Raw genomic sequence first — 13,997 nt, 5'->3', positions numbered from 1 at the left:
CTCAGAAGCGAGGTAGACATGAACATAAAGATTAACCTAACAAATTGCTATGGCTACGACCTTACGTTGTATTCCTACAGCGGTGGTGCAGCGCCCAAGGGAGAGGGACAAAAGATTTGCAAGCTCGAAGGAAAAGGTGAGATGGAAGTTGCACTTGGAGAAAGTGGAATTTTAGATATACCTGGGATGGGAAGCTTGTTGGTTCAATACCTAGGAAAGCAAAAGTTGGAGGATTGTCATGAACGTTTTTGTGACAGTCCGAGTGAGTTTGATCAATATGACCAAATGGCATTGCTACGCTACAAAACTAATGAGCTCTACTGGCGCTTTCCTGCGCCTACAAACGACGCTCCGGCTGAACTGAATATTAGCATTAATGATATTGGTACAATTTGCCTCGACAAAGTACTAAGCGGGGAGGCACGTAGAGTGCAGCTACCTGAACTTTTTATTCCGCCCGTTTTCACTGCACATTTGCCAGCGGGGGATCCGGACTAACTAAGCGCAGTGATAGAGAAACAATTAAGTATGAGTTTTTAGGTTAAGTAGTATTTGAAGTAGTAAGTGCGAACTATTCGCAACAAGTCGATAAACCAAAGAGTGGGGTTGAGTGGTACTGAGCGTTTATCGTTAAAGGGCATGTTTACAAATTAAAGAGGAATTCATATGTCTCCTGATCCGTATATTGGCTCAATGGGTACCTTCGGCGGTGCTTTTACAATTAGAAACTTTGCAATGTGTTTAGGCCAGACGATGGCTATTTCACAAAATCAGGCGTTGTTTGCTTTGATAGGAACTATTTATGGTGGTGATGCGCGCACTACGTACGCGTTACCAGATCTGCGCGGTCGCAGCCCTGTAGGACAAGGTGTGCGCCCAGGTGGTATGGATTACCGTCAAGGTGAAAGGCAAGGTACAGAACTGGTAGGTATTGAGATCATTCATATGCCTGCACATTCTCATACTGCTATTTTCACGCCGCTTGGAGGTACAAATCCAGTAAGTGGCACGCTACAGGTCGCAACCAATACGGCAAATGCCAAAACCCCAGATACTAGCTCTTATATTGCAGCAAACAATAGTGATGCTTTCTTCAAACCAGGTTTTGAGTCAGCGAATCTGACGACTATTGAGGGGCTAACGGTATCTGGTGGTGGCTCTGCGGGCGGAACTGTCACTGTCACTAACACAGGTGGCTCTGCACCTTTGAATATATTAAACCCGGTATTACCGGTTAACTGGCTGATTGCAACGGACGGGGTGTTTCCTCCTCGTAACTAATCGGTACTGGATATGGGCTGACCATGCACAGGGTTGGCCCGCTTTAGCAATGGATTGTCATCAAATTGCGTTGAAGTAAATATTAAAACGATAAAATGTCACTGGACCAGGTAAATTAACGGAGTAGTTATATGAAATTAAGTAAAGTTGCCACCGCCGTAACGTCGGCTGGTATATCAGCAGCGTTGTTTTCCGGCAATATCTGGGCAGGCCAAAAGATATTGGATTATTCCTCCGGCACAGGTACGCCAACGGATGTGAGAGATGGCGCCAGTGGCGTACCGGATATTTCTCTCGATACAGCCGGCGACGTTACTTTTATCCTGGATGGTGGCGAAAGTGGAGACAGTTATACAGCAGAGAGCTTTGCTGTGGCCTTTAGCTCGTTTTATGCTGCAAATTTTATTGGTAATTCCGGAGCCAGCGCGACTGACAAGGCCTATAAACTCCTGGAGAATGCAGGCACACATTTTAGTTTTGATGGCATTACCTTTGTCCGCGCAACTGCCACTGATGCAGAGCACAGGGTTCGATTTACCGGCTTTAAAGACGGTGGTCAAACGGTCACGGTTGACTTAACGCCACCGGTTGGGCCCGGAGTGGGTACGACCTTTAGCTTTACGCGTAGTAGTGATTTTAATAACGCGCTCTGGCAAGACATTGACACCTTAATCATTTCATTCCCGGATACAGATCCCGCCAGTGCTTACGACTCACGCTTCGCAATCCGAAACATCACACTGGACGATGCTCCAGCGTCTGATTCAACGCCACCTGTTTTTGTCAGCGCAAGCTCAACCCCCACTGACGATGCAACCAATGTCTCTGTCAGTAATGATATAGTCATCGCCTTCGATGAAGACATTACACTGGGTAGCGGCAATATCACCATCCGTAATGTCACAGATAATAGTGTTTTTGAAGAGTTTGATGTTGCCAATGAAAGTGATGGCACAACAACATCACCAGGCGCAGGTCGTGTCAGTATTACCAATGATAAAGTCTATTTAAACCCACCCGGTAACCTGGTAGGTAATCGAACTTATGCAATACAAATTGACTCGGGGGCGGTAACAGATACATCCAGCAACCCGTTCACTGGGATCAGTGACGACACGACGTTTAACTTCACGACTGTAAATACAGCTCCAGTCGTAGACCTAAATAGTGGCACCGGTGGCAATGACAATACAGCCAGTTTTTCAGAGGGCAGTGGCGCGGTTAATATTGCTAGTAGCGCGTCAGTAACAGACGCCGATGGTGATACAATAAGCTCGATTGAGATTACGTTAACAAACCCAAAGGGAGATACTGGGGAAGGACTATATGTTTCCGCTTCTGCCGTAGATACGTTAAAAGGTACATCAGGCTCTTCAGCTTTTGAGGGGGTGAGTACGATTGACATTTCTAGCCTTTCAGCTTCTGCTGCACAAGTGCAAACCTTCTTGCAGGCCGTCACATACAACAATACGTCCAGCACACCAAATGAAACTGCGCGCACGGTGACCGTGCAGATCAACGATGGCACTATCGACAGTGACAGTCGCACAGCCTCCATCAGTGTGACAGATGTTACGGCTGCCAGCTCAAGCGCCGCTGGTTTTGACACAACTAATGGCACAAACCTGTCGCCCGCCATTACCTTTGCAGGCGGTGACGAAACCCTGACAATCGCTAATGCCAGCCACACGACAGGCTCTACAGCAAGTGGTGGGACGGGCACCGATGTGCTCTCGGTACCTACTAGCACTAACCTAGCCAGCTTAACGTCGTTGAGTGGCTTTGAGACGCTTACACCAGATAGCGGTGCATCCATTACGCTGACCGAATCTCAGCATGAATCGTTTACCACCATTAATGGCGCGGGGACTAACCAATTTACGCTCAGCAGTGCCGATGGTGATGGTACGATTAGCGGTGATGCGGATATCGAAACCTATGTATTGGGCGCAGGTTTTACCTTTACGCTGGGTGGTGCTTCACAAAATGTAACGGGCAGTAGCTCGGCTGATACTGTTGTAACGGGGTCTGTAACTGCTACAGGTACTTTAGCTGGTAGCGGCGGCACTGATGTGCTGCAACTGAGTAATGGTGCCAGTATTGCCGGTGCCACAGTGAGTGGCTTTGAGACCCTGACACTGGATGCGAATGCTGCGGTCACCATGACAGAGGCACAACACGATGCATTCAGTACCGTTAACGGCAGCGCAACTGAAAGCATTACTATCTCTGCAGCAACCGACGGTTTAACAGCTGCAAGCGCCATTGAAACTTATGTTTTAGGTGCAGCGAACAGCATCACACTGAGTGCTGCGGGCCAGAATGTAACAGGTAGCAGTGGTAATGATACTGTAAACATAGGAACATTAACCGCAACGGGCACGCTTAACGCTGCGGGCGGCACCGATACACTATCAATGAGCTCTGGGGCTAGCATTGCTGGTGCAACAGTATCAAATTTTGAGAACCTGACATTGGCCAGTGGTGCCACCGTGTCGATGACGGCTTCTCAGCCTGCTCTATTTGGCGGCACCATCACAGCTGCAGGCACTGAAACGATTAATATCTCTGGTGACGGTGACTTTACAACGCTTGCTAATGTTGAGAGTTTTTCAGTTGGAGATTCATTGACCAACAGCAGAACGATAACAGTTGGGGCCGCTGGCACATCGGTAACGGCTTCGTCATCTACGGATGCGGTCACATTCAATGTGGGGACGCTAAGTTACACAGGTACACTTACCGGGGATGCTACGACAGCAGATACTTTATCTATGTCTTCAGGGGCGAACATCTCTGGCGGTACGCTCGCCAATATTGTTAATCTGACTTTGGCCAGTGGTGCATCCGTTACCATGACTCCGGAACAAAATGCCACATTCACAGGCACAGTCACAGCAGCAGGCTCCGAGACCATTACAATCAGCGGAGATGGTGACTTTACTACACTTACGGGTATAGAGACATACTCAGTAAACGACGATAGCACCAACACCCGGACTATCACAGTCACCAATGCATCTGCCACGATAGACGCAACCGTATCTAACGACGCTATCACGTTTGATATTGCTGGCAGTGCATTTAATGGTTCGTTAGTCGGTGACCCAACTACCGGTGATACAGTGAGTGCATCAGATGGCGCTGATGTCAGTAGTGGGGGTTTTACCAACATTGGCACTCTATCACTGTCCAGTGGCGCAACGGTGGCGATTGACGCGGCGAATGTAGCAAATAACTTCACTACGGCGATTACCGGTGCTGCGGGTTCTGAAACGCTCAAACTGATGGACGGGGGCACGTTTAACTTTACCAATACCAGCGTATCCGAAATCGAAAACCTGGCAATTGGTACCAATAACATCTTTACCATTACGCTGACAGATAACTTTGACTCCAATGGTAATTCGGTCACTATCTCTAATGCCGCGGGCTTTGCGCTTGCTGGTGGAATTACGCTGAATGCCAGCGCACTGAGTGGCGATACCATTAACATGACTGCCACTGACTTTGATGGTAATGACACCATCACCGGTGGTAGCGGGAGCGACACCATTCGCCCAGGGGGTGGTACAGATTCGATGACAGGTAACGCAGGCAATGATAGTTTTGTTGGCGACGCATCGGATCTCAATGGCGACACCATTACCGATTTGAGTGTGGGTGACATTATTACTATCAATAGTGTCACTGGCCTGACAACCAGCAACGTGCGTTTCAATGGTACTAGCACACTTCAGGTTGATACCAATGCGACTGACTTTAGCTCCATTGAAGTGGCAATTAGCTTGTCAAATGCGCCAGCCAATTCACTAGATTTCACAGTGGCAGATAATGGCGCCAACACCGATATCACCTTTATTACGCCGAATGATGTGCCTGTATTTAGTAACCTCAATGGTGGCGGTACATTCATAGAAAATGGCTCGTCTGTGGTGATTGACTCAGATGTTTTGATTGCCGATACTGAACTGGACGCGCTCGACAGCGGCGCAGGTAACTATAATAACGCGACGTTGACCATTGCCCGCAACGGTGGTGCCAATGCTCAGGATGTGTTTGGTAACAATGGTCTACTGGGCACTCTGACCGAGAGCAGCACTTTTACTTTTAATTCGACGACGGTCGGTACAGTTACCACCAATTCATCCGGCACGTTAGTGTTGACATTCAATACCAATGCAACATCTGCATTCGTTGATTCGGTGTTGCAAAATATCACTTATCAGAATAGTTCAGATGCTCCTCCGTCTTCGGTGACGCTCGATTATACTTTTAATGATGGTATTGCAAATAGTACAGGTACTAATCAGGCCGTGGTCAATATCACCGGCCAAAACGATGCTCCGACAGACATAAGCCTTGACACATCATCAATCAATCAGTCTGCAACTGGTGCAGGTGCTAACATAGGGACTTTGAGTACCACAGATCTTGATACCAGTGATAGCCACACCTATTCTATCGTAAGCAGTGGGGCGAGCGCTAATGGCACCTGTAGTGCAGATACTGATAACGGCAGTTTCCAGATCAATGGTTCTAATTTAGAAGCGCAAGCTGCGATCAATGCCGGCAGTTATATTGTTTGTATACAAACCAGTGATTCTACTACGACATTCCAAGAAGCATTTACGGTCACGGTGAACGATGATGTGGCACCCGACGCGCCATCCACTCCAGATCTTGACGCCGGTTCAGATACCGGTTCTTCAAATTCCGATAACAATACCAATGATACCACTCCAACCTTCAGTGGCACTGCGGAAAGTGGCTCAACAGTAAGGCTTTATAGCGATCAAGAAGGCGGTGGTACAACGGTCATTGGCACAGGTACAGCGACGGGTGGTAACTGGCAAATTACCACCAGTGCACTGACCGCTGGTGTAACCCATGCCATCACAGCAAAAGCAACGGATGCAAATAGCAATGAAAGTAGCGCATCCAGCAGCTTAAGTGTCACGATAGACACAACCGCGCCTTCAGCGCCAGGCACACCTGATCTGGATGCAAGCAGCGATACTGGTACATCTAATACGGACAATATCACCAACGATACTACGGCAACATTTACCGGTTCTGGCCCTAATGGCGGTGCTATTACGTTAATTTCAAGCATTGATGGAACTGTGGGTACCGGCACAGCAACTTTAGGTACTTGGACTATCACAACGTCTGCTTTGACAGCAGGCACACATACGATGACAGCTCGTTCGACCGACACAGCAGGTAATACTGCTGACGGCTCAGGTCTATCTGTCACAGTAGATACGAGTGTGAGTGCGGTCAGTATTACTACGCCTATTGAAGTCGATGGACTAGTCAATGCGGCTGAAGATAATGATGTCTTAATTGCAGGCTCCAGCGCGGAGGCGGGCAACAGTGTGACGGTGACCATCACGGACAATAACAGCTCGGTGAGTCGTACCGTGACTGCCGATAACTCCGGTAACTGGACGCTAAGCGGGAGTGAGCTGGATGTCAGCGGTTTAAATAATGGTACGCTCACAGTCTCGGCAACTCAGGCGGATAGCGCAGGTAACACCTCTACCGCTGCGACGCAAACGATTACCCTAGACAATGCGGCGCCATCTGCGGTGACCATCACCACGCCAATTGAAACCGATGGACTCGTGAATGCCGCCGAAGATAATGATGTCTTAATTGTAGGCTCTGGCGCAGAGGCGGGCAACAGTGTGACGGTGACCATCACGGACAACAACAGCTCGGTGAGCCGTACCGTGACTGCCGATAATTCCGGTAATTGGACGCTAAGTGGTAGTGAGCTGGATGTCAGCGGTTTAAATAATGGCACACTTACAGTATCAGCGACGCAAGCGGATAGCGCAGGTAACACCTCTACCGCTGCGACGCAAACGATTACGCTAGACAATGCGGCGCCATCTGCGGTGACCATCACCACGCCAATTGAAACTGATGGGCTCGTGAATGCGGCTGAAGATAATGATGTCTTAATTGCAGGCTCCGGCGCGGAGGCGGGCAACAGTGTGACGGTGACCATCACGGATAACAATAGCTCGGTGAGCCGTACCGTGACCGCCGATAACTCCGGTAACTGGACGCTAAGCGGGAGTGAGCTGGATGTCAGTGGTTTAAATAATGGCACGCTGACTGTCTCGGCAACTCAGGCAGATAGCGCAGGTAACACTTCCACCGCTGCGACGCAAACGATTACGCTAGACAATGCGGCGCCTTCTGCGATAACCATCACCACGCCAATTGAAACCGATGGACTCGTGAATGCGGCTGAAGATAATGATGTGCTGATTGTCGGCTCCGGCGCGGAGGCGGGCAACAGCGTGACGGTGACCATCACGGATAACAACAGCTCGGTGAGCCGTACCGTGACCGCCGATAACTCCGGTAACTGGACGCTAAGCGGGAGTGAGTTAGATGTCAGCGGTTTAAATAATGGCACACTTACAGTATCTGCGACGCAAGCGGATAGCGCAGGTAACACCTCTACCGCTGCGACGCAAACGATTACGCTAGACAATGCAGCGCCTTCTGCGGTGACCATCACCACGCCAATTGAAACCGATGGACTCGTGAATGCCGAAGAAGATAATGATGTCTTAATTGCAGGCTCCGGCGCGGAGGCGGGCAACAGCGTGACCGTGACCATCACGGACAACAACAGCTCGGTGAGTCGTACCGTGACTGCCGATAACTCCGGTAATTGGACGCTAAGCGGGAGTGAGTTAGATGTCAGCGGTTTAAATAATGGCACGCTGACTGTCTCGGCAACTCAGGTGGATAGCGCAGGTAACACCTCTACTGCAGCCACCCAAACCATAACGCTGGATAATTCGGCACCAAGCGGTATTTCAGCTACGATTGACCAAGACTTGATCAATGCAGGAAATGAGACTGCGTTTAGCTTCACCTTAACAGGTTTGGAATCTACGGGTAGCTTTACTTATGAAATCTCAGACGGCAGCAGCTCTGTATCTAGCGCAAGTGCAACCGCTATTACGGGAACCACTCAGCAAGAGACCGGCATTAATGTCACCTCATTAAATGAAGGGACGTTGACGTTATCTGTTACCGTGGCTGACGACGCAGGGAATGAAGCAAATGTAGTAACAGATACGGTGATTAAAAAGTATAATGTTGCACCTGTTTTGTCAGGGACACCAGCAACAACTGTAGATGAAGACAGTGAATACGATTTTACGCCGACTCTGGCTGACTCAGATACTGGTGATACTCATACCTTTAGCATTACGAATAAGCCAAATTGGGCAACGTTTGATACGCAAACAGGTAAGCTTTCCGGTACGCCAGATGACTCTCATGTTGGCACGACCACGGATATTGAAATCTCGGTAAGTGATGGTACAGACAGCGATACGCTCAGCGCATTTAATATTGAAGTCGTTAATACCAATGATGCACCAACTGGGCAAAATACTAGCTTTACCATAGATGAAGGTGCGACATTATCACGCGACTTAAATAACGGTTTACTTTCGCTTGCAAGCGACGATGATCTTGATTCCAGCGATAGTCTAACGGTAGTGAAAGACACCGATCCACAATACGGTACGTTGACCCTTAATACTGACGGTAGCTTTAGCTATGTTCATGGGGGGAGTGAGAACCACACCGATAGCTTCACCTATCATATTGAAGACAGCGTTAATGCCAGCTCGCCTGTGTACACTGTAACAATCAATATGAATGCGGTTGAAGACGCTCCAACGGCTGTGAATGACACCCTTACTACACTTGAAGACGCGTCTAATTCGGTGAATGTGCTTACCAATGATAGTGACCCTGAAAACAACATGGTTGCTTCGTCAGTCTCCATTAAAACTCAGCCGACGAAAGGGCAATTAAGCGTTAGTAATGGGGTCGTCACCTTTACACCTACCGCTAATGCAAATGGTTCGGATTCATTTACTTATACGGTTAAAGACTCGACTCAGGCTGAATCAAATGAGGCAACGGTTAGTATTACCATAACACCTGTAAATGACTTACCAGTCGCGGCTAACTTTACACCAAACATAGACGAAGACACGCCAACCTCAGCTTTGACCGTTAGAACAAGTGCAACAGATGTTGAAGATACCAACCCAACTGGGGTTATTGCGCTTGAGTCGCAGCCAAGCAAGGGGCAAGCGGCAATAGACCTGAGTAATGGCACCATTACTTATACGCCAAATGCCAATGAGACAGGAAATGATAGCTTTACTTACTCGATCCTTGACAGCGAAGGTGGGAAGTCCAATATTGCGACTATTTCCGTCAATATTGGTGCAGTAAATGACCGGCCTGTGGCTGGTAATGACACTGTAACAACAGATGAGGATACTGTTACAACATTGACGATCCTCGCAAACGATTCTGACGTTGAAGATCAAGGTTTTGATGGTTCGGATATTGCACTTGAAGATAAAGGCGACGGTGTCGGCAACTACGACCTTGCTACCGTCACGGTTGGCTCTGATGGTGTGCTCACTATCACACCAAAACAAGATCAAAATGGTACATTGACCTTCACTTACACCATTGAAGATAGTGAAGGGCTGCGCTCTGAACCAGCAACAGTTACAGTCAATATCACCGCAGTTAATGATGCACCAGTTGCAGTTAACAATACGGCTCAATTACTTGAAGATGGCAACATTGAGATAAACGTGTTGGGTAATGATACGGACGTAGATAGCCAGCTCAATGCCGCAAGCGTTGCAATTGTTAATCAGCCTCAAGGCGGTTCACTGCAAATACTAACGACAGGTAATATTGTTTATACGCCGAATGCGAATTTCTTTGGGAATGATAGCTTTACTTATACGGTACAAGATGCAGAAGGACTAGTATCTAACGCGGCGACAGTGAATATCACGGTGACACCGATAAATGATGCGCCAGTTATTTCAGGAGCACCTTCGACTTCTGTCAATGAAGATGTTGCATACAGTTTTACACCGACGGCGACGGATACCGACGGCGATAGCTTAACATTCAGTGTGGCGAATCTTCCAGTATGGGCAAGTTTCAGTGATACAACAGGCGCTATTACTGGTACGCCAAGTGAAGGACAAGACGGTACCTACAGCGGCATTGTAATTACGGTATCGGATGGTCAAGCTGATGCATCGTTACCTGCGTTTAACATCGTGGTGAATGCCGTCAATGATGCACCGATCATCTCCGGTACTCCATCAACAAGTGTTAAACAAGACGAAGCATACAGTTTTACACCGACAGCATCTGATGTGGACTCTCAAGCATTGACATTCTCTGTGACCAACCTACCAGCTTGGGCAAGCTTTGATACGTCGTCTGGTAATTTGGCAGGTACGCCGACTAGAGAAGATGTAGGCACTTATAGCAATATCATCATCAGTGTCAGTGATGGAGTATTACAAGCAAGCTTGCCTGCATTTGAAATCAATGTTGAGCCGGTTAATGCTGCGCCGATTGCAAACAATATGCAAAGAAGCGTGCTTGAAGATGGGACTACGAGCTTCTCAGCTGAGGCTAGTGACCCCGACGGTGATGCATTGACGATGGAGTTGGTGTCACAGCCACAAAATGGTGTAGTTCAAATTCAAGGTACTGTGTTTAGCTACACACCATTGCCGAACTTTAATGGCTCTGATGTATTTACTTACACCGTGTCAGACGGTGAATTTAAGTCAAATACGGCTTCAGTTTCGATGACGGTCACTTCTGTAAATGATGCGCCTATTGCTGTGGATGACAGCTTCACCTTCGATGCTGTGGCTTCCAATCAGTATGTGCTTCCTGTCTTGAATAATGATAGTGATCCAGATGGTAGTGCGCTCAGAATTATCGGCGCTAAAGCTTCAATTGGTTCTGCATTCATAGCCAATAACACCTTAACTTATCAAGCTATACAAAACTCACAAGCACCAATTGTTGTAACTTATTTGATTGAGGATGATAGTAAAGCGAGAGCAAAGGCAAATGCGAGTATCACAATCAATGGCACGGGTTCGGGTAATGCGCCATCAATTACTGCTCCGAGCGATTTAACGGTGAACGCAACAGGCTTATTCACAAAAGTGAACCTTGGTACTGCAGTCGCATCAGATAGCGCAGGGAACCCATTACCGGTGTCGTTAGTAAGAGGAATACCTATTTTTGCACCTGGTAAACACATTGTTTATTGGCAAGCAACGGATAGTCAAGGGCAACAAGCCGTTGCGAGCCAGAATCTTAACGTCAATCCTCTGGTGTCACTGCAAAAAGATAGTAGAGTTGCAGAAGATCGCAGTCACTCGGTTAAGGTGTATCTAAATGGTCCAGCACCCAGTTACCCCGTAACCGTACCTTATACTGTTTCGGGTTCAGCGGATAGCAGTGATCATGACTTACAGTCGGGTGAAGTAGTAATAAACTCAGGCACCAGTGCGAGTATCAGCTTTAATATACTTGCTGATGGTATAAGCGAAGACAACGAAACTATTGTGATCTCCCTGAGTGACTCATTAAACAGAGGGGCTAAATCTACTTCGACAGTAACAATTGTTGAGCAGAATGTGGCGCCAAGTTTATCGGCAGTTGTGCAGCAAAATGGTGAAGAGCGAAGTTTAATTACCGCCTCTAATGAAGAAGTTACCATAGAAGCTGTGGTCACGGATCCTAATCCAAATGACATAGTAAATGTGAGTTGGCAGCCAGATACAGCGTTAGTTAATACATCGAATGATCCATTTATCTTTGCATTTAACCCTGCCAATATCCCTTCGGGTATTTATAAAGTAAGGGTTACGGCTGAAGATAATGCGACGCCAAGCCTGTCAACATCTCGCAATGTATTCATAGAGGTAGTTGAGTCTTTAGCGCCGTTGAGTGGAGAGGATAGTGACGGTGACTTAATTCCTGACGATCAAGAAGGCTATGCAGATGAGGATGAAGATGGTATTCCAGATTTCATGGATGCGATCACTGACTGTAATGTGGTGCAGGAACAAGCGTTAGAATCTAGCCAATTCTTGGTTGAAGGCGACCCAGGGGTATGTTTACGTAAAGGCGCTACTGTGCCACAAAATAATACGGGTGGTCTACAGCTGTTGGAGTCAGAGCTGCCTTCAGATCCAAATGCCAATAATGCGGGTGGATTGTTCGACTTTATTGCGACAGGCTTACCACAACCCGGTGATGTATATAGTATTGTTTTACCACAGCGTAAGCCTATTCCACTAAATGCGGTTTATCGCAAATTAATTGGTGGTGAATGGCGAGACTTTGTGGTTGGAGAAGGTAACGAGTTACTCTCGACTCAAGGTGAGCCAGGTTTCTGTCCACCTCCTGGAAGTAACGAATGGAGCGCAGGTCTTAGTGATGGTGATTGGTGTGTTCAACTACGTATAGTCGATGGTGGTCCAAATGATGACGATGGTATTGCCAATGGCAGTATTGTCGACCCAGGTGGCATCGCGGTACCAATTTCGAATAACGCACAGCCAGTGGCGAATGCTGACAGCGTGACAATTGTTTCTGGTCAAACAATTATAATTGACGTACTCGAAAACGATACAGACAGCGACAATGATACACTCACCATAACAGGGGCAAGTGTTGATTTCGGTGTTGTTAGTATCGAAAATAATCAATTGAACTACACGCCACCAGCTGCATTTATTGGTAACGCAACTATTCAATATAGCGTAACTGATGGGCAGGGAGGATCGAGTAATAGTACAGCGACAGTGTCTATTATCGCCAATCAACCACCGCAGGTTGCAAATGACACCGCGGTCTCAAATGGTGCGAAAATCATTATCGATGTACTTGCAAATGATAGCGATCCAGAAGGTGGGATTTTAAGCCTTGTTTCTGCAACGGCAAGCCAAGGTACTGTAGCGATTAATATTGACGGTACGCTGAGTTATACACCGAAAGCTGGATTTGAAGGTGTTGATACAATTAACTATGTTGTTAAAGATAAATTTGGAGCAACGGCTGAGGGGCAAGTGAGCGTCACAGTGTCAGTTAAACAAGTTACTTCTGTAACTAACAAGTCCTCAGGGACTATGGGAGGCATGTTGTTACTATTAATTAGTGCGGTGATATTGCGCCGTAAGAAATCAATAATACCAGCTTTTGCATTGGTGAGTACGAGCTGTTTATTAAGCACACAAGCACAGGCGAGTAATTGGCAATTGGAGGCGACACTTGGACAATCTACAGCAGACAGTGAAATTAGCGCTTCGGACTTAAACATTGTCAACTTAGATGAAGATAGTAGTAGTTGGTCAATAGGGGCATTTTATGAATTAATCCCGAATTGGCAAGTAGGACTTCGGTACATTGACCTTGGTCAAGGTAGTGTGGAGTTTACGGGGTTAAGTGCAGATCCTGAGCAAAGCCAAATGGCGTTGGCGCGCGTAGCTCCGGTTTTGCCTGAAGGTCCTGCTTTACAATTCAATTACTCAAAACCATTTGCAGATAAATTTGTTGGTAAAATGTTCTTGGGTGCGTTTAATTGGGATTATAAAATTAACAGCGTTCGGGATGGTCAATTCTCTACTCGTTACGAAGATAGTGGCACTAGCGGCTATATAGGCGGTGGTGTTCACTATCAACTCAGTGATGCATTGACACTAGGGGTAGATTTTAGCCACTACTTTATTTCTACCAATGATATAAACGACTTAGCACTTAATTTGAGCTATCGCTTTTAACCTCATAGTTTAGCGTTTATAAAATATAAAAGG

General features: G+C 47.2%; 3 protein-coding genes. All 3 read left to right on the top strand.

Translation table 11 applies throughout. The features are described from left to right. Positions 1–18: 18 nt before the first annotated feature. The 3 genes from DRB05_RS03850 (at position 19) to DRB05_RS03840 (ending at position 13,964) form a co-directional block, all read left to right on the top strand. On the top strand, positions 19–498 hold the full coding sequence (locus DRB05_RS03850; RefSeq protein ID WP_128725761.1) for a hypothetical protein: 480 nt from the start codon (positions 19–21) through the stop codon (positions 496–498). A 168-nt stretch (positions 499–666) separates the two neighbouring features. Next, positions 667–1,281, top strand: a complete 615-nt coding sequence (locus DRB05_RS03845; RefSeq protein WP_128725760.1) for a tail fiber protein — start codon at positions 667–669, stop codon at positions 1,279–1,281. A gap of 131 nt (positions 1,282–1,412) precedes the next feature. Continuing rightward, positions 1,413–13,964, top strand: coding sequence for an Ig-like domain-containing protein (locus DRB05_RS03840; RefSeq protein WP_240036198.1), 12,552 nt, complete (start codon positions 1,413–1,415; stop codon positions 13,962–13,964). The last annotated feature ends 33 nt before the right edge of the window (positions 13,965–13,997 follow it).

This window comes from Pseudoalteromonas sp. A757, from assembly GCF_004103285.1.
Lineage (GTDB): Bacteria > Pseudomonadota > Gammaproteobacteria > Enterobacterales > Alteromonadaceae > Pseudoalteromonas > Pseudoalteromonas galatheae.
Note: the sequence above shows the minus strand (reverse complement) of the source record. Positions and strands in the feature narration are given on the sequence as shown.

Excerpts from the sequence above, each read along its gene's own strand:
- DRB05_RS03850 (WP_128725761.1), top strand. The coding sequence starts at position 19 with ATGAACATAAAGATTAACCTAACAAATTGCTATGGCTACGACCTTACG.
- DRB05_RS03845 (WP_128725760.1), top strand. The coding sequence starts at position 667 with ATGTCTCCTGATCCGTATATTGGCTCAATGGGTACCTTCGGCGGTGCT.
- DRB05_RS03840 (WP_240036198.1), top strand. The coding sequence starts at position 1,413 with ATGAAATTAAGTAAAGTTGCCACCGCCGTAACGTCGGCTGGTATATCA.